The sequence below is a fragment of the Streptomyces sp. NPDC058637 genome, from assembly GCF_042717325.1.
In the GTDB taxonomy this organism is placed as follows: Bacteria; Actinomycetota; Actinomycetes; order Streptomycetales; family Streptomycetaceae; genus Streptomyces.
In genome coordinates, this window is record NZ_JBHXRD010000002.1 from 273,127 (window position 1) to 292,950 (window position 19,824).

Genomic DNA, 19,824 nt, shown 5'->3' on the forward strand with positions numbered 1-19,824 from the left:
GGCGTCTGCGGGGTGCGGGACGGGCGCACCGGGGCGCGGACGTGGTCACGGGTGTGCGGTGGCCGGCGGGTTGCGGGGCGGGACGGCGCCCGTGGGTGTCGGTCGATCCACCGTCGGCCGCACCGGGCCCAGCCCGGACCACAGATAGTCCAGGTCCACCCGGCGTTCGGCCGCCGACGACCCGAACAGGGTCCTGACCCGGGTGTCGTCGAAGCGGCGACGGTGACTCAGATAGGCCGTGAAGCCGGGGTAGAAGTCCAGCAGGGCCTCCAGCGGGGACGCGTCGTCGGGCTTGCCGGCGACCACGTCGAACGTCAGGGGAGCGAGGCGTTCCAGGAGTGCCACGACGGTCGAGACCGGGACGTCGTGGCCGTGGACGACGTTGTAGGTGTCGACGCCTCCGGAGGGCGGCCGGTCGGCCAGCCGCACCATGACGGCGGCCGCGTACTCCACCGGCAGCAGGTTGAGATGACCGTGCGGATGCCCGACCAGCCGCATCACCGGCCGGCGTGGTCCCGGGAGTCCGGTGCCGTCGACCGTGCTCAGCGAGTCCCGCAGGATCTTCTCGACGACCTGGAGGGGGTGCGGGGGCAGGTCGGGGTGCGGCGGCAGGTCCGTGACCAGGATGCTCGGACGCAGCACGACGACAGGACGGCCGTGCGCCCGCGACCAGGCGTGGACCAGCACCTCCGCCTCGTACTTGGAGCGCTCGTAGGCGTTCTCGAAGCCGTGCGAGTCGTCCAGCTCGTCCTCGTACGCCACCCCGTCGCGCCGTGCCCCGGCCACGAAGGCGGTGCTCACGTGGTGGACCACGGGCTTCCTGCCTCCGGCGGCGGCCAGTTCGAGCACGTGCCGTGTGCCGTCCACGTTGACCCTGCGCAGCGGTGCGAGGTCGTCCTGGAGATTGATGCTGCCCGCGCTGTGCCAGATCGCGTCGAGGCCGTCGGCCAACTCCTGGAAACCGGACGGGGACAGTCCCAGCCGTGGCCGTTCCAGATCGGTCTCCACGATCCGGAGCCTGCCGGGCAGCTCCGCGAGCAGCGTGTCCGGAGCCCCGGACAGCTCCAGGAAGCGGGTGATGCGCGTCAGGGCGTCACCGGATCGCGCATGGGCCAGGACCGTCAAGGAGCGCTGGGAGGCGAGCAGATGACGCAGGAGGCGGAGGCCGAGGAACCCGGTGGCGCCGGTGAGGGCGACGTGCACGACTCATGACTCCAAGGGCTTCGAGAGGGATGCGACCGCACACGCTGATCCGGGGCGCCGACTGCCGTCACCGGTGGGAGCGGGGCACGGCCCGTCGCTCCGCCCGGGGCGATCCGGCACCGGCGGCTACCGGTACATGAGGAACAGTGACCGATAGTGAGGGAAGGGTGGAGTGATCGTCCAGCCGGCTCACCTGAAAGGAGTAACGGCCCCCGGGCCGGGAGCGGGAGGGACGGGCGACACGTGTGGTGCCTGGTCAGGGCCGCGGTCCAGGGGCGCGGGGGGGGGAAAAGGCCCGGACCGCCGTCCGTCGCCCGTACCCGTCATCATTCCGGGTGATCTTGCGGACGGTGTACGGGAACCGGCTCCGGCGGCACGGTGCCGCGACCGGCGGGCGGCACACGGCACGACCGTCCGTGCGACGCGACGGGCCCGGCGTCCGGAGCGCGCCGGGCGGGGTTCCGGGCCCCCCGTACCCCGGTATAAACCGAGGCGATACGAGCCGTCGCGGTGGACAGGACGCGCCGACGGGCCGGCATCTCGACCGGGCCCCGGCCCGGTCAGGCCCTCCCGTCCGTCCACCGGTGCGAACTGGAGCCCTCAATGACCGTGTCCGTCCCGTCCGTTCCGAGTGCACACCGCCGCACCCACTCCATCGACCGCGCGTTCCTCAGCCTGGAACGGACGCATCCCGACGTCCGCTGGGACACCGGGGGTGTCGCGTATCTGAGCGGCCGGCCACCGGAGTTCGCGGACTTCCGCGCGTACGTCGGTATGCGTATGGCCCAGCTCCCCATGTTCGCGAGCCGGGTGGACGGCAGGCCTCGACGCTCCACGTGGCGACCGGACGCGGACTACTGCATCGACCGCCATGTCCACGAGACGGTCGCGGACGGCCCGGGCGGGTGGGACTCCGCAATGGACACGGCCCTCAACGCGCCGTTCACGGCCGGCACACGCTGGGGGATCTGGCTCGTCCACGGTCACACGCCCGACGCGTACGCCGTGTGCTACCGGTTCGACCACGCCTGCCAGGACGGCTCCGCCGCGGCGCTCGCCTTCCGTTCCCTGCTCGGCGCAGGGGCGCCGTCCGCCCGCCCGGTGCCCCGGGCGGGCCGACGTGCCGGGCTTCCGGGGAGGGTGGGCAGGGCGCTCGGCCTGGCGGTGAAGTTCGGGTACGACGCGTTCGCCGTCCGCGACCGCGGGTCGGCCGCGCCCTTCGTGCCGGTCGGCGACCGGCAACTGCTGCGGGGCCGCGTACCGCTGGCGACCCTCCGGCGGATCGCAACGGCACACGGCGGATCGGCCCACGACGTCCATCTCGCCGCGCTCTCGGGCTTGTTGGCGGCCTGGTCGGCCGAGTCCGGCACTCCGCTGCCGTGGGTGTCGGCACTGCTTCCCGTCGACGGACGCCGCCACGACGAGGAACAGACATGGGGCAACCGCTGCTTCGCCATGCCCATGGAACTGCCCGTGCACTCCCTCGGCCCCGGGGACACCCCGGGCGGCGACTCACCCCTGCGGCGCCTGGAACGGGTCAGGGCGGCGACCGTGAAGCTGCGGGGCGAGCGGTGGCGTCAGGCGATCCAGGACATGGTCCGGTTCATGCCCGACGCGCCGACCGAGTGGTACATGCGCAGGGTGATCTCGCCGCGCGTCACCAACATCATGGCCACGTCCATGCCACTGGCCGAGGAGGGCAGCCTGGGCGCCACCCGGGTGACGGGCTCCGCACTGCTCCCCCTGCTTCTCCCCGGTCACCTCTTCGCGGTCGGCCTGTCGTTCTTCGGGACCTGGGCCGAGGTCTCCTTCCTCACCGACCGAGCCCTTCCCCTCGCGGATCGGCTGCCGGTCCTGTGGGAAGAGGCGGTGGACGCCCTGGCCGGGGCCCACGCGCCGGAGTGACCCCGGAACGACCCGTGACCCACGGCCCCTCCGTGACGAACTCAATCCCGCCGGAGCAGCACCATGGGATTCTCCGCCACCCCGGCGCCGCAGGGCACCGCGGTCCAGCTCCTCCGGTTCGCCGGGGCGGCCTTCACCGGCCCCTCGTCCTCCGTCGGCGCACCCCAGCGCGATCCCACCGCAGCGACGCCCCGGGCGGCCCGGACAGGGACACCGGTGTCCACGCGGCGGATCCCGGCACCCCCTCGCAGCGCGTCCCGCCCACCTGACCGCGCTCAGCGCAAACCGTCAACCGGCCGGGGCACGCTGTCGTACGGGCTGTCAGCCGGTCACGGCCGCCAACGACTCGCGATACGCGCGAGCCGTAGCCACCAGGCGGTCGAGCGCCTCCCTGGTCTCCACGAGGTCGGCGATGTGCCGGGAGAGCCGGTCGCGCTCCTTCGCCATCCGTTGCAGCGCAGCGTCGGAGTTCTCCTCACTGGGCTTGTCGACACAGGGCAGCAGTTCGCCGACGGTGCGGCTGGACAGGCCTGCGGCGTACAGCTGTTGGATGAAAGTGACCCGCTCGACCTCCTCGCCCGTGTAGTGTCGCTGCCCGCTGGGGCTGCGGGTGCTGCTGAGCAGACCCTGCTCCTCGTAGTAGCGCACGGACCGGATGCTGACTCCGGCCCGTGACGCGAGCTCCCCGATCCGCACGGAATCCTCCCGGGTGTGTCCTGCGCCACAGGGCTTGCCTCTGACATCAGTGTGAGGTTTTAGCGTACTGCTGTGCCCGGGATCCGGGCACGGCGATCCGCGAAGGAGTCCTCACGTGACAAGCCTCTTCACCAGCCACAGGCTCGGCGGCCTGACCCTGCCCAACAGGGTGGTCATGGCCCCGATGACCCGGATCCGGGCCACCGCCGAGGGTCTGGCGACGCCCTCGATGGCGGCCTACTACGCCCAGCGGGCCACGGCCGGACTGATCGTCAGCGAGGGGGTGCAGCCGAGCCTGATCGGACAGTCCAGCCCCGGCACCCCGGGACTGCACACCGACGAGCAAGTGACCTCGTGGCAGCCCGTGACCGAGGCCGTCCACGCCAACGGCGGCCGGATCTTCGCCCAGATCATGCACGGCGGCCGGGTGTCGCACCCCGACACCACCGGCGTGCAGCCGATCGGCCCCTCGGCCGTGGCCGCCGTCGGCGACGTGTTCACCCCCACGGGACCGCGGCCCGCCCCTGTGCCGCGCGCCCTGGACACCGCCGAAGTGGCCGAGCACGCGCAGTCGTACGCCCGGGCCGCCCGCCGTGCCGTCGACGCGGGCTTCGACGGGGTGGAGCTGCACGGTGCCAACGGCTATCTGATCGCGCAGTTCCTCGCCTCCAACGCCAACCTGCGCACGGACCGTTACGGCGGCCCGGTCGCGAACCGGATCCGGTTCGCCGTCGAGGCGGCCGCCTCGACGGTCGATGCCGTCGGCGGGGCCAGGACCGGCATCCGGCTCTCGCCGGGCGCCGAGTTCTGGGGGGTCCGGGAGACGGACGTCCGCAAGCTCTACACCGAGCTGCTCACCGAGTTGGCCCGCCTCGAAGTGGCGTACGTGCACCTCGAAGCGACCGTGGACGAGGAGACCCTGATCGGCCTGCGCCGGGCATGGCCGGGCACCCTGGTCATGAACCCCGTGCAGCCGATGGGCCCGAAGCAGACCGGCCGGGACGACGCCGACCACTGGCTCGGACTGGGTGCCGACCTGATCAGCTTCGGCCGCGCCTTCATCGCCAACCCCGACCTGGTCGAGCGACTGCGCGGGTCCCTTCCGATGGCGCCCGCCGACGAGGCCACCTACTACCAGGGCGGCGACGCGGGCTACCTGACGTACTCGTCGCACCAGTACGCGGCCTGAGGCCGAACCGGGGGCGAGCGGAGGGCGGTGCCGGGTACGCGGGGCGGGCGCGTGCCCGGCCCGGCGTACCCGCGCCAGGGCACCCGCGGCCCGCCGCCCGCGCCGTTCACCGCAACCCACGGCGGTGCCGGGAATCACGGCGGCCCCAGGACGTTGAACCAGGCGTGAGCTCTGCCATCGCATCGACCCGGTTCTCCTTCCTCGACCGCTCCCGCACCAGGGAGGGACACGACGCTCCGCAGGCGCTGCGGGACACCGTCCGGCTGGCCGGTACGGCCGAAGCGCTCGGCTACCACCGCTTCTGGGTGTCCGAGCACCACAGCGTGCCCGGTGTCGCGGGATCGGCGCCGACCGTCCTCGCCGCCGCCGTCGCCGCGGCGACCTCCACGATCCGCGTCGGGACGGGCGGGGTCATGCTCCCCAATCACCAGCCGTTCGTCGTCGCCGAACAGTTCGGTGTGCTCGCCTCCCTCTTCCCCGGCCGGATCGACATGGGGCTCGGACGCTCCGTCGGTTTCACCGACGGGATCCGCAGGGCCCTGGGCCGCGACAAGGAGGACGCCGACGCCTTCGCCGCGCAGCTCTCGGAACTCCTCGGATGGCTCGACGGCACACAGCAGGCCCATCCCCAGGTGCACGCGAGGCCCGCGGAGGGGCTGCGCATACCCCCGTACGTCCTGGCGACCGGTGAAGGTGCCGCCATCGCGGCGGCGGCCGGGCTGCCGCTGGTCATCGGTGATCTACGCGGACGCGAGAAGCTGGCCCGTGCCGTCGAGGGCTACCGCGGCGGATTCCGGCCCTCGGTCTGGGCCCGGGAGCCGTACGTGATCGTGGCGGGCACGGTCGCGGTCGCGGAGACGGAGGAGGCCGCCCGACGGCTCCTGGTCCCCGAAGCCTGGTCCATGGCGCACGCGCGCAGCCACGGCAGCTTCCCGCCGCTGGCACCGGCCGCACGGATCGAGGATCTGACCATGACGGCCAAGGAGCGGGAACTGTTCGAGCGCGGCCTGCGCGGCCACCTCGCGGGCACGGAGGACAGGGTGGCCGACGGACTCGACACGGTCATCAAGGAGACCGGAGCGGACGAGGTGCTGGTCACCACGAGCACGTACGACCGGGAGGCCCTGGTGGACTCCATGCAACGGCTCGCCCGGATCACCGGCCTGCGACGGGCACCGGACGCCGCCGCCGTGGTCTGAGGGAGGCAGCGTACTCACCCCGAAGCGGGCACAGCCCCCTCCACGTACCCCCGCGCGGACTGCCTGGGCCGGCGTCCGCACCGCTACTCCATGGGGTAGATGTCCCCGCTAGCCATACCGCTGACCTGCACACTCTCTGATTCCAACCGGTGAGCCCGGTCCTTCAGGCGACGGCGTTCCTCAGGATCGGTGGCCCGTTCGGCGGCCTTCTCGAGATCCTTCGCCTCGGCGCGCATCCGCTGTGCGCGACCGTGGACGTCCTCTGACGCTGACTCGCTCATGATCACTCCTCGGAGCCGTACGGAGCGGACCCCTCCACGGAACCAGCCTAGGAGCCATGAGGCATCTCGGCGCGGCTCCTCGAGACGCGGAGTGAGCGCCGCGTACCGGGCGAGCGTGTCCCGTGCCGGGCGAGCGTGCCGCGTACTACTCGAACCGGGAGACGTCCCCCGCCCCCCGGCGCACGATCTCCAGCTCACCGCTGGAGAAGTCGATGACCGTGGTCGGTTCGGTGCCGCAGTCACCCGAGTCCAGCACGACGTCCACCACGTGGTCGAGGCGCTCCTTGATCTCCCAGCCCTGCGTCATCGGCTCCTTCTCGTCGGGCAGGAGCAGCGTGCTGGACAGCAACGGCTCGCCGAGCTCGGCGAGCAGCGCCTGGGTGACCGCGTGATCGGGGATCCGGACGCCGACGGTCTTCTTCTTCGGGTGCTGCAACTGCCGCGGCACCTCCCGGGTGGCGGGGAGGATGAAGGTGTAACTACCGGGCGTCGCCGCCTTGATGCTGCGGAACACGTCGTTGTCGACCTGCACGAACTGTCCCAGCTGTGCGAAGTTCTGGCACACCAGGGTGAAGTGGTGGCGGTCGTCGAGATCACGGATCGTCCGGATCCGCCCGACGCCGTCGCGGCTGCCCAACTGGCAGCCCAACGCGTAGCAGGAGTCCGTCGGGTACGCGACCAGCGCGCCGGACCGGATGCTGTCGGCCACATTGCTGATGGTGCGGCGCTGAGGATTCTCGGGGTGTACATCGAAATACTTCGCCATTGGCCGAGTCTAAGGCTCCGGGTATGCCCGGAGCACCCGCCGCCCCGCTCGGCCAGAGCTCCGGCAGCCGGTCCGCCGGCGCCGGAGGACGCCGCTCGTCGAGCAGGAAGAGACAGACCCGGAGGTGCGCGGCCGGTTCACCGTCGAGGTACGCCGCGTAGTCGCGGGCGGCGGCGGTCCCCTGCGCCGCCTTCTCGTCGTCGGCCTCCCACGCGTCGCGCCGGTCCGCCGGATACTCCTGGATCCGGCCCCGGTCCCGCCACCACTCCCGGACCCCTGCCGGTGTCCAGTGCTCGTCGCCGTCACAGCCGTAGCCGGAGAAGCACTCCGCCTCGGCGGCGTCGACCAACTGCCGGAACTCCTCTGTGCCGCGGGGCTGCCGGTAGACGTACTCGGTGAAGTGCTCGGCCTCGTAGAGCACGAGTTACGGGGCGTGGATCCGGCCCGTACCGCAGTTGTCGGTGTCGGCCCCGTAGAACGGTCCGGGGACGTTGAGCCACTTCCGGTCCGTCCACCGCCCCTGGAACGACTCGCGCGCGTCACCCAGCAGCGGCACCGGATCGAAGTAGGGCTTCACGGCAGAAGCGTAGCCGGGGCCCGGACGGATCCACCGGACAGGCCTGGCGGCTTCGCGAGGCTACGGTTCGACGAACGCCCGGGTCAGATGGGCGGGTGCCAGCAGGGCCCGGTGGGCGGTGGCACGCTCCAGGAGTGCCTCGCGGGAGGCGCGTGCGGTGTCCGGGTCGCGCTCGCGGGCGTAGACGACGGCCGGATTGCCCAACTGGACCGCGTGCACCAGTGCGTCACCGGTGACGACGACGTCCCGGCCGCCGGACTGCTCGACCAGGACGGACTGGTGGCCAGGTGTGTGGCCGGGCGTGGGAAGCAGGGTCACCCCATGCCCCAGCCGGTGCTCCCCGTGCACCTCGTCCAGCTGTCCCGTGGCACGCAGCGGTTCGACGACCCACGTCCACACCGGGTCCGACCGGTCGAGGGCCGCCGCCTCCGTGTGCTGGACGACGTACCGGGCCAGGGGGAACACGGAGTCCCCGGCAACTGTCGTCGACCAGCCGACGTGGTCCTCGTGCAGGTGGGTCAGGACGACGTCCGTCACGTCCGCCGCTGCGATCCCGGCCTCGGCGAGTGCTTCCGGCAGCCGGCCCGGGACCGGGCACCACGGAGCTCCAGGCCCCTCGGCCGGTCCGACGCCCGCGTCGACGAGGACCCAGCGCCCGTCGGGCCGCTCGATCGCGAAGCACCAGAAGTTCAGCCGCCACGCCCCGTCCGGTCCCCGTGCGCCGGGATCGAGGGAGGCCGCACGTTCCCAGTCACCTTCGCCGGCGCCGGGGAAGGCCAGCCGCTCCGGCTCGAAGAACGTGCCGGCGGAATCGAGTAACGCGAGAACGCGTCCGTGCCGTTCCAAGAGGTCCTCCCTCTGTCAGGTCCCCGCCCCTGCCCGCTCCGCTCCCCGGGCAGCCGCTGTCGAACGACCCGAGGAGCCGGGCGGGGTCTCCAGGATGCCGGTCCCGACAGGCGGCCGGGACCGGGGGTGCCGGTGTGGTCCGGAGCCACGGGGCGCTTCGTACGTATGAACGGGACCGCGAACGGCGACGGGACGGCGTGGACGGGGCCGGGACAGCACGACGCCCCCGGAACCCCTGTCGCAAAGGGCTCCGGGGGCGTTCACGGCCTGTGGTCAGGCGCCGGACGCGTCGAGCATGGCCGCACGGTCGACGACCTTGATCCGCTCCCGGCCCTGCTCCGCCCCGAGCGCCTGCTCGTGGGCGTCCAGGCGGTGCCAGCCCTCACGGGTCGTGTACCGGACGCCGCGCTGCTCGAGGAAATCGACGACGGCGTCCGGACCGGGCTGCGCCGGCTCGGGCAGCCGTCCCGCGGCGTGGTCCTCCAGCAGGCAGGCCACCGTCTCGTTCGCGTCGCCCTTGGTGTGGCCGATCAGGCCGATCGGACCGCGCTTGATCCAGCCGGTGACGTACACCGACTCCATCGGCTCCCCACCGGCCAGGACACGGCCGGCGGCGTGCGGGACCGTGCCGGAGGCCACGTCGAAGGGGAGCTTCGGGAGCTCATCCGAGTAGTAGCCGACGGCCCGGTAGACGCTCTGCACGTCCCAGTCCGTGAAACGGCCCGTGCCCCTGACGTTGCCCGTGCCGTCCAGCTCGGTCCGCTCGGTGCGCAGACCGGCGACGCGGCCGTCCTCGCCGACGACCTCGACCGGGGACTCGAAGAAGTGCAGGAAGAGCTTGTGCGGGCGGTCGCCCGCGTCCCGGATCGCCCAGTTCTCCAGCGTGGAGGCGACCATGTTGGCCTGCTTGTTCTCCCGCCGGGTCGCGATCGAGCCGTCGTCGTAGTCGATGTCCTCGGGGTTGACGATGACCTCGATGTTCGGCGAGTGGTCGAGCTCGCGCAGCTCCATCGGGCTGAACTTGGCCTGGGCCGGACCGCGCCGCCCGAAGACGTGCACCTCGAGCGCCTTGTTCGCCTTGATGCCGTCGTACACGTTCGCCGGGATCTCGGTCGGGAGCAGCTCGTCCGCCGTCTTTGCCAGGATGCGCGCCACGTCCAGGGCCACGTTGCCCACGCCGAGGACGGCGACCTTCTCGGCCTCCAGGGGCCAGGTGCGCGGCACCTCGGGGTGGCCGTCGTACCAGGCGACGAAGTCAGCCGCGCCGTAGGAGCCGTCGAGCTCGATGCCCGGTATGTCGAGGGCGCGGTCGGCGTCGGCGCCGGTGGAGAAGATCACGGCGTCGTAGAAGGACCGCAGGTCGTCCAGGCCGATGTCGTTCGGGTAGTCGACGTTGCCGAACAGCCGCAGCTGCGGCTTGTCCAGGACCTGGTGCAGCGCCTTGACGATGCCCTTGATGCGCGGGTGGTCCGGGGCCACCCCGTACCGGATCAGGCCGAAGGGCGCGGGCATGCGCTCGAACAGGTCGATCGATACACCCGGGTCCTGTGCGACCTCGGATTTGAGCAGCGCGTCCGCTGCGTAGATTCCGGCGGGACCGGCTCCGACGATGGCGACGCGGACGGGGCGTGTCATGGAGGTTGTTCCTTTGGGCGGACGAGCACGGGCAGAGTGCAGCGGAGTAAGGCATGGCTTACTCCGCTGCCCCCACGGTATGCCCTGCGTCGGTGTGTCCCTGGAGCAGGGCGAGCGCATATTCCGGAAATATCGGGACGTAATTACCTGAAGAGGTCCGGTTTCTGTGAGCAGGGACCGCTACGAGCGGCTCGTCGCCTCCCGGATGGTGAGACGGAAGCGGCCGGAAGGCAGCACACGCACGAGCCGCGAGCCCCGGCCCGACGGTGTTCCTGCACACCCCGGGCTCCCGAGGACGTCATGATGGACCCACGACGCAGGATTCCGACGAGAGGACAGTGGCATGCCGATCGAGGGCGAGTACGAGCCGAGCCCGACGACCTGGGTCCGTGAGCAGGTCGAGCTCATCGAGAGCTCCGGAGGCACCAAGGGGACCACGATGCGCGGAATGCCCGTGGTCCTCCTGACGACGCGCGGCGCCAAGAGCGGCAAGCTCCGCAAGACCCCCCTCATGCGGGTCGAGCACGACGGCGAGTACGCCGTGGTCGCCTCCCTCGGCGGCGCCCCGAAGCACCCCGTCTGGTACTACAACGTGCTTGCCGACCCCCACGTGGAACTGCGCGACGGCACCGTGCGCCAGGACATGACCGCCCGCGAGGTCACCGGCGAGGAGAAGGCCGTGTGGTGGGGCCGCGCCGTCGAGGCGTTCCCCGACTACGCGGACTACCAGACCAAGACCGACCGTGACATCCCCGTCTTCGTCCTCACCGCGTCCGGGGCGAAGTAGCCCGGACGGCAGTGCGCACACCGCGGGCCCTGCCGGGGCCCGCGGTCCGTGAGGGGCCCGTCGGTCCGCGCTCCTACCAGGGCAGCCCGGCGACCCGGGAGGCGATCCGCTCGCGGTCCCAGGCGCCGTCCGCGACCAGCACCCGGTAGCGGAGGGTCAGGGTCGCGCCGGGGGCCAGGACCAGCTCCTCGTGGAAGGCGAACGACGGGGCGACGGCCGCGAAGGGGGAGCTGCGGACGAACCAGTGCGCCGGGTGCGCGCCGCCGACGCCGGTGTGATCGTTCCCGGGGGAGTGGACGAAGACGAGCGTCGCGTGCCCGTCGGCCCCGTCGTGCTCCCCGCTGTACGCCAGCCATGGAGCCTGCCGCCCCATCAGCCCCGGGCCCTCGCCGTCCGGGGAGAGGATCCGTCCGTCACGGAAGGCGCGCGGACCACGCCAGAACAGGCCGGTGTACCCCGCGCCCTCCCGGCCGTGCGTCGTCGGGCTGCCGAAGCGCAGCGGCTCCTCGCGCCGGTTGGTGATCGCGGACGACCAGGTCAGCGCCCAGCTCCCGCCCTCCGTGTCGATGTCGTGCACCTCGATGCCGCGCGTCTCGTCCGCCCAGAGCTCACCGCTGTGCGGGTGCCAGGTCAGCCGCTCGGCCAGCCGGACCCGGTCCGCGCGCACCGACACCTCGTCGAACCCGGCGTGCGCCATGGAACCGACACGCTCCGGCAGGGCCAGATACCCCTCGCCGTGCACATAACTGTTGCCGCCCCACAGATTCTGGCCCGACAGGTGCGAGGCGGTCATCTGCAGACCCTTGTGCCAGCGGTGGTCGTTGGGCCGGTAGTCGGTCACCACCCGGCCGGACAGCGTGCGCAGGGGGTGGATGTACGGCTTCGGCGCCTCCCAGGGATCCTCGGCCCGGTACACGTACCGCAGCAGTTCGACGCCGCTGCCCGCGACGGTCACCGCGACGTGGTCGCCGTGCCGGCGGGTCAGCTCCAGGGAACTCGTCATGCCGTCGCCTCCACGGCCTTCGCCAGGGGCCCCGGCGCCCAACCGGGAGCATCGCCGTGCAGAGCGGAGTAGTACGGATCCCCGGGGCGGATCTCGCCCGCCCGCACGGTCGCCCCGGTGAAGGCCGCCTTGTAGAGAGCGGCCACCAGTTCGAGGCTCTTGCGGCCGTCGGCGCCGCTGCTGCGCGGACGCCGTCCGGCCCTCAGATCATCCAGCAGCCCGCGCAGCTGCGCCTCGTGCGAGCTGGGCTCATCGGGTCCGAAGTCGCTCCAGGCGGCAGCCTGTCCGGAAGGGACGCCCGGCGCCGGAGTGATCCGCCAGTCGGCGTTTCGATGCCCGTACAGATGGGTCAGCTCGACCGTCGCGTGCTCACAGTCGATCCGGATCCGGCTGATCTCGTCCGGACTGAGCACGCTGTTCACGACGGTCGCCATCGCGCCGCTCTCGAAACGGACGAGCGCGGTGGAGACGTCCTCCGTCTCGACGTCGTGCACCAGCCGCCCCGCCATCGCGCGGATCTCCGCCCACGGGCCGAGCAGATCCAGCAGCAGGTCCATCTGATGGATGCCGTGCCCCATCGACGGGCCGCCCCCTTCGCTGCCCCAACTGCCCCGCCACGGAACGGAGTAGTACGCCGCGTCCCGGTACCAGGTGGTCTGGCAGTGAGCCACCAGCGGCCGGCCCATCGCCCGCCCGGCCAGCAGCTCCCCCACATGCCGCGCGCCCGAGCCGAAGCGGTGCTGGAAGACGATCGCCGCGTACGGGCCGCCCTCCCCGGCCCCCTCGGCGGCCTCGATCGCGTCGAAGTCCTCCAGCGACGGGCAGGGCGGCTTCTCGCACCACACCCATGCCCCGGCGCGCAGCGCGGCCACGGTCTGGTCGCGGTGGAACCGGGGCGGCGTGCCGATGACGACCAGGTCGGGCCGCTGCTCCGCGAGCATCCGGCCGAGGTCCGTGTACGCGCGGCCGATGCCCGCATCCGCGCAGAACGCCTCGACCGTGTCCACGTCGACATCGACCGCCGCGACGATCTCCAGCGGCTGCTCGGCGGCGAGCGCGGTCAGCGCGGACAGATGACTGCCTCGCGCGATCGCACCCGTTCCGACGATCGCGACCCGTACCGGTCCTCGGTGGGAACCATGGCTGGGCGTGACAAACACCCCCTGATGTGGAGAGATGACCGCCTACCGGACAGCAAGCGCTTTCTTCCATCGGGAAACCTAGGCTCCGTACGCGAGCCGGGTCAAGGGGGCCGGGGCGTTCCCGGAGGTCAGGCCTTCAGGAGTCGCGGCAGCCGGGCGAGCTGCACCGCCTGCTGGAACGGGCCGCCGCCCTCGTGGTCGTTGAAGTCGTACACCTCGATCTCCTTGTCCGGGTGCGCGTACGCGTTGAACGCGGCGAAGACCGTGGACGGCGGGCAGGTCAGATCCTCCAGTGCCACCGAGAACAACGCGGGCGCCCGCCCGCGCGCCGCGAAGTGCACACCGTCGAAGTACGCCAGCGTCCCGGCGACCTGCTCTGCACGTCCCCGGTGCGTCTTGAGGTAGTTGGCGATCTCGCGGTACGGGTTCCGGTCGGTGACGCGGATCGCCCGGGGGAAGTCGCAGAGGAACGGCACGTCGGGTGCCAGGGCCGCCAGGTCGGGTATCAGCCCGCCGACCGCGAGCGCGAGGCCGCCGCCCTGGCTCGCGCCGATCGCGGCGGTACGGCTCGCATCGGTCAACGGGTGCGAGCGGGCCGCCTCCACCGCGCGCACCGCGTCCGTGATCAACCGCCGGTAGTAGTACGCGTACGGGTCCTCGATACCGCGCGTCATGAATCCGTTGAACGACGGACCGCTGCCCACCGGGTCCGCCGTGTCGCCCGGCGCCCAGCCACTGCCCTGGCCGCGGGTGTCCATGACGAAGTGGGCCAGACCGGCGGACGCCCAGAGCAGATACGAGTGCGGCAGGCCGCGCCCGCCGCCGTATCCGAGGAACTCCACGACTACCGGCAGCGGTTCCGTGGTGCCCGCGGGCAGGACGAGCCAGCCCTTGACCGGATGGCCGCCGAAGCCGGCGAACGTCACGTCGTACACGTCCACCGTGGACAGGCCGGTGTCGGCGCACCGCTCGAAACGGGCGTCCAGGTCATGGGTTCTGGCCTCGTCGAGCGTGGCCGACCAGAACGCGTCGAAGTCCGCGGGCTCCACCGACCGGCTGCTGTGGACGCGCAGTTGATCGAGGGGCAGATCGAACAGGGACATGCGGGACCGCCTTGTGTCGCAGAGATGAATGGTCATACCGTACGACGGTCGGTGCGAGAATCGGATGGGGGAGGGCAGAAAAAAATCGCGTTGCCGGTCCGTCCGGCAGCTGCGAGGCTGCCCGGATGTCCGACACAGATACCCGCAGCTCGCACCAGGTGGCCGCACTCTTCTCGCGCGGGCGCCTGACGGCGATCCCCCGGAAGGTGGCCCGCCGCGAGCAGTTGCTGGAGCACCTCGCGCAGACACTGTTCGAGCGCGACCGCGTGTACACCGAGCGCGAGGTGAACGACGCGCTCCTCACCGTGCACGAGGACTGCTCGGCGCTGCGCCGCTATCTGGTGGTCGCCGGCCTGCTCGTACGCCCGAAGGACGGCAGCAGCTACCGGCGGGGGCGATAGCCGTCGCCGGCGACGGCGAGGCGGCCCGGACGGTTTTCTGCGGCCGGCCGGTGACCGGCGAACGGCAGGGGCTGCCCTGGCACGGTGCCCCGGGTGGATGCACTGTGGAGTCATGACCCCGCCCGTGACCGTCCACCGCCTCGGAGCCGATGGTGGCCGCCGCGTCTCGGTACGTGGCTCCGGCGGTGGCACATCCCTTCTCGGCATCGCGTACGGCGACCGCGACGTCGTCGAGTTCCTCCGCCGCGCCGGACTCGACGACGGCGACCAGCTGCTCGACGACCCGGCCTGGGTCCGGTGGCTCGGCGGGAGGCCTCATGAGTGGGCCGCCGCGTAGGCGTCGTTGTCCCAGGTCGGGCCGTTGACCTGTCCCAGGTACGCATGGTCGGCGAGCGCGCAGTGCTCACGGGGCCCTGCCGGATCGCAGGGGCTCTCACAGGGGGCGCGAGTCGTGGCGGCCGTGAGGACTGCGCGAGCCACCGGTGCCGCGGCGGCCCGGAGCCCGGCCCACGGGGTGGACGTGGGCGCCCGCCGGGAGACGTCCCCGGTGCCACCGAGCACCACGGGGCTGGAGCTGGTGGTGCTGTGCGCCGCCGTGGTCCGGTTCAGGCGCCCGGTGTCCGGCGGCGACCGCTTCCGCGCTGTCGTACGAGGTGGTGGTGCCGGGCAGGCTCCGTGGAACCGCCGGCGCCACCCGGGGGTGACGCGTACACCCACCACGGAATGGCCCTCGCGCGGCGTCCGCTCAGCCGCGTGGGTGATGGCTCCCCGTTACGGGGGCCGTGTCCGCGCGATCGATCGCCTCGGCCGGACCCGGCACGCGACGCGCGCGACAGGCCGGCCGTTCGCGAAGCCGGCGGTCAGACGTGTCCAGGAGCCACTCGCCGTGGTCCGGACGGTTGCCCGATGCCTCGGGCGGCCACCACGGCACCGCCGCGCCGACGGGCGGCGGCAGCGGTCGGGCACCTAACGGCAGCCGTTCGCGATCCGCCGAACGGGTCACGGCCGCACGGCGGACCGGGCGGCGGGTCTCAGTTGAGGGTGTCGGGGTCCGGGCCCGTGCGCATGCCGCGGTCGAGGCCCGCGATCGCGTCCATGTCGGCGTCCGGGAGCTCGAAGTCGAAGACGTCGATGTTCTGCCGGATGCGCGCGGGCGTGACCGACTTGGGGATCACGACGTTGCCGAGCTGGAGGTGCCAGCGCAGGACCACCTGGGCGGGCGACTTGCCGTGGCGCTCCGAGAGGGCGACCAGGACCTCGTCGTCCAGCAGCGCGCCCTGGGCCAGAGGGCTCCAGGCCTCCGTGGCGATGCCGTGCTGCGCGTGCAGGGCCCGCAGCTCGTTCTGCTGGAGGCCGGGGTGCAGCTCGATCTGGTTGACCGCCGGCACGAGGGAGCTCTCGTCCATGAGCCGGCGCAGATGGGCGGGCTGGAAGTTGGAGACTCCGGCCGCCCGGATCCGGCCGTCGGCCACCAGCTTCTCCAGCGCGCGCCACGTGTCGAGGTAGAGGTCGCGCGCCGGGGTCGGCCAGTGGATCAGGTAGAGGTCCACGAAATCGAGGCCGAGCTTGGCGAGGCCGGTGTCGAAGGCCGCGAGCGTCGAGTCGTAGCCCTGGTCGGCGTTCCACAGCTTGGTGGTGACGAACAGCTCCTCGCGCGGGAGGCCGGAGTCCGCGAGCGCGCGGCCCACGCCCGCCTCGTTGCCGTACACGGCGGCCGTGTCGATGGAGCGGTAGCCCGCCTCCAGGGCGGCGGACACCGCCGCGGTGGTCTCGTCGTCGGGGACCTGGAAGACGCCGAAGCCGAGCTGCGGAATGGTGATGCCGTTGTTGAGTGTGACGTTGGGGACCGAGGGCATGGGGGTCCTTCCTGGCGTCGGCTGTGCCGAGCTGCATACGATGGTTACTGGCGTCAACAATAATTGCATGCGCGGGTTAATGGCAAACGCTGGCAATGGGGCGCAAGTGGAGGCGGTCGTCACAAGGGCGGCCGCGCCACCGGCCCGCCCGGCGCCCCGGGGTGCCGTGGACCCGCGCCCGCCCGGCTCCGTCGTCCACCGTGCCACGGTCGCCGGTCGTTCGCAGCGCGTCCGTAGCCACCCCGGCTGTGCGGCCCGCGGTCACCGGACGCGAGAACGGCGTCCGCCGGGACCGTCCGGGACCGTCCGGGACCGTCCGGGCCCGCCCGGAACCGTCCGGGCCCGCCCGGAACCGTCCGGGCCCGCCCGGAACCGTCCGGGCCCGCCCGGAACCGTCCGGGCCCGCCCGGGTGCGCGCCGCGAGCCCGTCGCAGGGCGGAGTGCCCGGGCCGGAACCCTCCGGGACAGGGGCATGTGCTGAACTGTCCGGGAAACACCGGATACAGGAGCACTCTTGAACAGCTTTCGCCACCCCGGCCTCGTCCTCACCGATCACCGGTTCACGGTTCCTCTCGACCACGACGACCCGGGCGGCGAGAAGATCGAGATCTTCGGCCGGGAAGCCGTGGCGAGCGCGCACGTCGGCCAGGACCTGCCGTGGCTGGTCTATCTGGAGGGCGGCCCCGGCTTCGGTGCCCGCCGCTTCATCGGCGCGGAGGCCTGGCTGGGGCGGGCGGTGGGGGGGTTCCGCGTACTGCTCCTGGACCAGCGCGGCACCGGCCTGTCCACCCCGGCGAACCGCCAGACCCTGCCGTTGCGCGGAGGCCCGCGTGAACAGGCCGACTACCTGGCCCACTTCCGGTCCGACAGCATCGTCCGCGACTGCGAGCTGATCCGGCCGCAGCTCACCGGCGGGGCGCCCTGGACCGTCCTGGGGCAGTCCTTCGGCGGTTTCTGCGCGGTCCGCTACCTGTCGTCCGCCCCGGAAGGGCTCGAAGCCGTCCTCATCACCGGCGGACTGCCTTCCCTCGACGCGCACGCCGACGACGTCTACCGGGCCGCGTACCCGCGGATCGAACGGAAGGTCGCAGCCCACTACGCCCGCTACCCGATGGACGTCGACCGGGCGCGCGCGATCGCCGCGTACCTCGCCGGGCACCGCCCGGAGAGCGGCGGCCACCGGCTGACGCCTGAGGGGTTCCAGTCCCTCGGCATCCTGCTGGGCGGCGGCAACGGCAGCCACCAGCTGCACCACCTCCTGGAGAACGCCTTCGTGGACGGCCCGCACGGGGCCGAACTCTCCGACACCTTCCAGGAGGCCATGCGCACGGCCACCTCGTTCGCCGGCCACCCGCTGTACGCGCTCCTGCACGAGGCGATCTACGGCCGGGGCGCGCAGCCCACCGGCTGGTCCGCCGAACGCGTCCGCGCCGAGTTCCCGCAGTTCGACGCCGCCGCCGCACTGGCGGGCGACGGGCCGCTGATCTTCACCGGTGAGAGCATCCATCCCTGGCACTTCGAGGTCGACCCCGCACTGCGCCCGCTGCGCGAGACGGCCGAGCTGCTCGCCGCCCGCACCGACTGGCCGGTCCTGTACGACACCGCCCGGCTCGCCGCCAACGAGGTACCCGTGGCGGCTGCCGTCTACCACGACGACATGTACGTGGACACCGGGCACGCGCTGGGCACCGCCGCCTCGATCCGCGGCCTCCGCACGTGGGTGACCAGCCGGTACGAGCACGACGGGCTGCGCGCGAGCGGTCCCAGGGTGCTGGACCACCTGCTCGCACTCGTCCGGGGGGAGAGCGACCGGTAGCCGGACCGCCCGGGGACGGGTCAGCGCTGCAGGGCCTCCAGAGTGGCGTCCAGGTCCGCCCCCGAGCGCGGCGAGCTGTTGTACGGGAGCTTCGACAGGACCGCCGCCATGCCGCAGGTGTTGCTCACCGCGGAGTACACGAGACCGGCGCCGATACCCGCGGACAGCCAGCGCGCGGCGGGGAAGCGCCTGCCGGTCAGCAGGCCCGCAACGACCATGGAGCCCGCGGCGAGCCGCACCTGGCGTTCCATGGGCCACGTGACCCGGGCGCCGTCCGGACGGTCCAGACCGTGTCCGTCGCCTTCCCAGGCGGAGGTCCCGCCGGTCAGGGTGGCGGCGTCGATGTCGGCATCGGCGAGGATCTCGCAGGCCCGGGTGGAGCGCACCCCGGAGGCGCAGACCACGAGCAGCGAGCCGCGGGCCGAGGCCGACTTCAGTGCCGGCACCGCTTCGGGGAGCCGGTCGAGCGGGACGTTCAGCGCGCCGGGCACGTGCCCGGCCGCGTACTCGCCGGGAGCCCGCACGTCGATGACGGTGAACTCCTCCAGACGGGCCGCGGCCTGGGCGGGGGAGAGGGAGGAGGGGCTGATCACGAGCGGTTCCTTTCGTCGCCGGAGCGGGGGAGGGACGGAGTCCCGGGCACCCCGCAGCTCAGAATACCCGTAGGGGTATTTCGTAGGGCTCCGGCTCGCGTCAGGGCCGACCGGAGCAACTACGGCTTCCCCTGCCCCGGTACACCCCCGCGATGCACACGGCCGGGACCGTCCCCCGGATAGCCTGCCGGTCATGACGGAGCAGTTGGAAGCCATGCCCTCGGACTGGCAGCGGGCGCTGGCGGTCGTCGCCCACCCCGACGACCTGGAGTACGGATGCGCCGCGGCCGTCGCCGGCTGGACCGACGCCGGACACGAAGTCGGATACCTCCTGGCGACCCGCGGCGAAGCCGGGATCGACACCGTCGCCCCACGTGAATGCGCCCCGCTGAGGGAGCGGGAACAGCGGGAGAGCGCCGAGGCCGTCGGCGTCCGCACCGTGGAGTTCCTCGACCACCGCGACGGCGTGATCGAGTACGGAACGGCCCTGCGCCGCGACATCACCGCGGCCGTCCGCCGCCACCGGCCGGAGCTGCTCATCACCCTCAACCATCGCGACACCTGGGGCGGTGCCGTCTGGAACACGCCCGACCACCGCGCGGTCGGCCGGGCCACGCTGGACGCCGCGGGTGACGCGGGCAACCGCTGGATCTTCCCGGAACTGGCCGAGCGGGGCCTGGACCCGTGGGACGGGGTGCGCTGGGTGGCCGTCGCGGGCACCGACAGGCCCACGCACGCCGTCGACGCGACGCCGGGATTCGAGCGTTCGGTCCAGTCGCTGACAAGGCTGTTTGCCGAATCCGCAATCATCGGTATGAATGGAGGC

The 19,824-nt window shown here is 72.2% G+C and carries 19 protein-coding genes and 1 pseudogene; 8 read left to right on the plus strand and 12 right to left on the minus strand.

Annotated elements, in window-relative coordinates:
* Nucleotides 1-45: 45 nt before the first annotated feature.
* Nucleotides 46-1,203 (minus strand): SDR family oxidoreductase, encoded by a 1,158-nt coding sequence (locus ACFWVP_RS03260; RefSeq protein WP_384493213.1) that lies wholly within the window; start codon nucleotides 1,201-1,203, stop codon nucleotides 46-48.
* 603 nt (nucleotides 1,204-1,806) lie between these two features.
* On the opposite strand from ACFWVP_RS03260, the gene ACFWVP_RS03265 reads away from it, so the two are divergent.
* Entirely contained in the window at nucleotides 1,807-3,108 is a 1,302-nt protein-coding gene (locus ACFWVP_RS03265; RefSeq protein ID WP_384493214.1) for a hypothetical protein, read from the plus strand.
* A 321-nt stretch (nucleotides 3,109-3,429) separates the two neighbouring features.
* Here the strand turns inward: ACFWVP_RS03265 and ACFWVP_RS03270 are convergent, their stop codons facing one another.
* The gene (locus tag ACFWVP_RS03270; RefSeq protein WP_384493215.1) at nucleotides 3,430-3,804 is read right to left on the minus strand and encodes a MerR family transcriptional regulator; all 375 of its coding nucleotides are present in this window, start codon (nucleotides 3,802-3,804) and stop codon (nucleotides 3,430-3,432) included.
* 115 nt (nucleotides 3,805-3,919) lie between these two features.
* Here ACFWVP_RS03270 and ACFWVP_RS03275 point away from each other — a divergent pair, with 115 nt between their 5' ends.
* Together ACFWVP_RS03275 and ACFWVP_RS03280 are read left to right on the plus strand one after the other, a co-directional pair.
* Nucleotides 3,920-4,993 carry an alkene reductase gene (locus ACFWVP_RS03275; RefSeq protein WP_384493216.1) on the plus strand — a complete coding sequence of 358 codons (1,074 nt, stop codon included), beginning with the start codon at nucleotides 3,920-3,922 and terminating at the stop codon, nucleotides 4,991-4,993.
* A gap of 164 nt (nucleotides 4,994-5,157) precedes the next feature.
* Complete coding sequence (locus tag ACFWVP_RS03280; RefSeq protein WP_384493217.1) at nucleotides 5,158-6,192, plus strand: MsnO8 family LLM class oxidoreductase; 1,035 nt, start codon at nucleotides 5,158-5,160, stop codon at nucleotides 6,190-6,192.
* Between the two features lie 83 nt (nucleotides 6,193-6,275).
* Here ACFWVP_RS03280 and ACFWVP_RS03285 read toward each other — a convergent pair whose 3' ends face one another.
* The 5 genes from ACFWVP_RS03285 to ACFWVP_RS03305 form a co-directional block, all read right to left on the minus strand.
* Entirely contained in the window at nucleotides 6,276-6,473 is a 198-nt protein-coding gene (locus ACFWVP_RS03285; RefSeq protein WP_384493218.1) for a DUF6381 family protein, read from the minus strand.
* Between the two features lie 145 nt (nucleotides 6,474-6,618).
* A complete protein-coding gene (locus ACFWVP_RS03290; protein WP_384493219.1) occupies nucleotides 6,619-7,239 on the minus strand; it encodes an L-threonylcarbamoyladenylate synthase in 621 nt (206 codons plus the stop codon).
* A gap of 424 nt (nucleotides 7,240-7,663) precedes the next feature.
* Complete coding sequence (locus tag ACFWVP_RS03295) at nucleotides 7,664-7,816, minus strand: hypothetical protein (RefSeq protein WP_384493220.1); 153 nt, start codon at nucleotides 7,814-7,816, stop codon at nucleotides 7,664-7,666.
* Nucleotides 7,817-7,876: 60 nt separating this feature from the next.
* Complete coding sequence (locus ACFWVP_RS03300; RefSeq protein WP_384493221.1) at nucleotides 7,877-8,662, minus strand: MBL fold metallo-hydrolase; 786 nt, start codon at nucleotides 8,660-8,662, stop codon at nucleotides 7,877-7,879.
* Between the two features lie 273 nt (nucleotides 8,663-8,935).
* The gene (locus tag ACFWVP_RS03305) at nucleotides 8,936-10,297 is read right to left on the minus strand and encodes an FAD-dependent oxidoreductase (protein ID WP_384493222.1); all 1,362 of its coding nucleotides are present in this window, start codon (nucleotides 10,295-10,297) and stop codon (nucleotides 8,936-8,938) included.
* 343 nt (nucleotides 10,298-10,640) lie between these two features.
* Here ACFWVP_RS03305 and ACFWVP_RS03310 point away from each other — a divergent pair, with 343 nt between their 5' ends.
* On the plus strand, nucleotides 10,641-11,084 hold the full coding sequence (locus ACFWVP_RS03310) for a nitroreductase family deazaflavin-dependent oxidoreductase (protein ID WP_384493223.1): 444 nt from the start codon (nucleotides 10,641-10,643) through the stop codon (nucleotides 11,082-11,084).
* Nucleotides 11,085-11,157: 73 nt separating this feature from the next.
* Here the strand turns inward: ACFWVP_RS03310 and ACFWVP_RS03315 are convergent, their stop codons facing one another.
* From ACFWVP_RS03315 to ACFWVP_RS03325, 3 genes are all read right to left on the minus strand, one after another.
* Nucleotides 11,158-12,087 carry a PmoA family protein gene (locus ACFWVP_RS03315; RefSeq protein ID WP_384493224.1) on the minus strand — a complete coding sequence of 310 codons (930 nt, stop codon included), beginning with the start codon at nucleotides 12,085-12,087 and terminating at the stop codon, nucleotides 11,158-11,160.
* Nucleotides 12,084-13,247, minus strand: a complete 1,164-nt coding sequence (locus ACFWVP_RS03320) for a Gfo/Idh/MocA family protein (RefSeq protein ID WP_384493225.1) — start codon at nucleotides 13,245-13,247, stop codon at nucleotides 12,084-12,086. Before ACFWVP_RS03320 ends, ACFWVP_RS03315 begins: the two co-directional genes overlap by 4 nt.
* 110 nt (nucleotides 13,248-13,357) lie before the next feature.
* On the minus strand, nucleotides 13,358-14,332 hold the full coding sequence (locus ACFWVP_RS03325) for an acetylxylan esterase (RefSeq protein WP_384493226.1): 975 nt from the start codon (nucleotides 14,330-14,332) through the stop codon (nucleotides 13,358-13,360).
* Nucleotides 14,333-14,457: 125 nt separating this feature from the next.
* Here ACFWVP_RS03325 and ACFWVP_RS03330 point away from each other — a divergent pair, with 125 nt between their 5' ends.
* Both ACFWVP_RS03330 and ACFWVP_RS03335 read left to right on the plus strand, forming a co-directional pair.
* Entirely contained in the window at nucleotides 14,458-14,733 is a 276-nt protein-coding gene (locus ACFWVP_RS03330) for a DUF2087 domain-containing protein (RefSeq protein WP_384493227.1), read from the plus strand.
* A gap of 112 nt (nucleotides 14,734-14,845) precedes the next feature.
* Nucleotides 14,846-15,070 carry a hypothetical protein gene (locus ACFWVP_RS03335; protein ID WP_384493228.1) on the plus strand — a complete coding sequence of 75 codons (225 nt, stop codon included), beginning with the start codon at nucleotides 14,846-14,848 and terminating at the stop codon, nucleotides 15,068-15,070.
* A gap of 694 nt (nucleotides 15,071-15,764) precedes the next feature.
* Here ACFWVP_RS03335 and ACFWVP_RS03340 read toward each other — a convergent pair.
* On the minus strand, nucleotides 15,765-16,589 hold the full coding sequence (locus ACFWVP_RS03340) for an aldo/keto reductase (protein WP_384493229.1): 825 nt from the start codon (nucleotides 16,587-16,589) through the stop codon (nucleotides 15,765-15,767).
* 514 nt (nucleotides 16,590-17,103) lie between these two features.
* On the opposite strand from ACFWVP_RS03340, the gene ACFWVP_RS03345 reads away from it, so the two are divergent.
* Nucleotides 17,104-18,405: an alpha/beta fold hydrolase gene (locus tag ACFWVP_RS03345; protein WP_384493230.1), complete on the plus strand. Its 1,302-nt coding sequence runs from the start codon at nucleotides 17,104-17,106 to the stop codon at nucleotides 18,403-18,405.
* 20 nt (nucleotides 18,406-18,425) lie between these two features.
* Here the strand turns inward: ACFWVP_RS03345 and ACFWVP_RS03350 are convergent, their stop codons facing one another.
* Entirely contained in the window at nucleotides 18,426-18,998 is a 573-nt protein-coding gene (locus ACFWVP_RS03350) for a rhodanese-like domain-containing protein (RefSeq protein WP_384493231.1), read from the minus strand.
* Nucleotides 18,999-19,191: 193 nt separating this feature from the next.
* Here ACFWVP_RS03350 and ACFWVP_RS03355 point away from each other — a divergent pair.
* Nucleotides 19,192-19,779, plus strand: a pseudogene (locus tag ACFWVP_RS03355) (PIG-L deacetylase family protein); the annotation flags it as partial.
* Nucleotides 19,780-19,824: the final 45 nt, after the last annotated feature.

Excerpts from the sequence above, each read along its gene's own strand:
- ACFWVP_RS03265 (WP_384493214.1), top strand. The coding sequence starts at position 1,807 with ATGACCGTGTCCGTCCCGTCCGTTCCGAGTGCACACCGCCGCACCCAC.
- ACFWVP_RS03285 (WP_384493218.1), bottom strand. The coding sequence starts at position 6,473 with ATGAGCGAGTCAGCGTCAGAGGACGTCCACGGTCGCGCACAGCGGATG.
- ACFWVP_RS03290 (WP_384493219.1), bottom strand. The coding sequence starts at position 7,239 with ATGGCGAAGTATTTCGATGTACACCCCGAGAATCCTCAGCGCCGCACC.
- ACFWVP_RS03305 (WP_384493222.1), bottom strand. The coding sequence starts at position 10,297 with ATGACACGCCCCGTCCGCGTCGCCATCGTCGGAGCCGGTCCCGCCGGA.
- ACFWVP_RS03310 (WP_384493223.1), top strand. The coding sequence starts at position 10,641 with ATGCCGATCGAGGGCGAGTACGAGCCGAGCCCGACGACCTGGGTCCGT.
- ACFWVP_RS03315 (WP_384493224.1), bottom strand. The coding sequence starts at position 12,087 with ATGACGAGTTCCCTGGAGCTGACCCGCCGGCACGGCGACCACGTCGCG.
- ACFWVP_RS03325 (WP_384493226.1), bottom strand. The coding sequence starts at position 14,332 with ATGTCCCTGTTCGATCTGCCCCTCGATCAACTGCGCGTCCACAGCAGC.
- ACFWVP_RS03330 (WP_384493227.1), top strand. The coding sequence starts at position 14,458 with ATGTCCGACACAGATACCCGCAGCTCGCACCAGGTGGCCGCACTCTTC.
- ACFWVP_RS03335 (WP_384493228.1), top strand. The coding sequence starts at position 14,846 with ATGACCCCGCCCGTGACCGTCCACCGCCTCGGAGCCGATGGTGGCCGC.
- ACFWVP_RS03340 (WP_384493229.1), bottom strand. The coding sequence starts at position 16,589 with ATGCCCTCGGTCCCCAACGTCACACTCAACAACGGCATCACCATTCCG.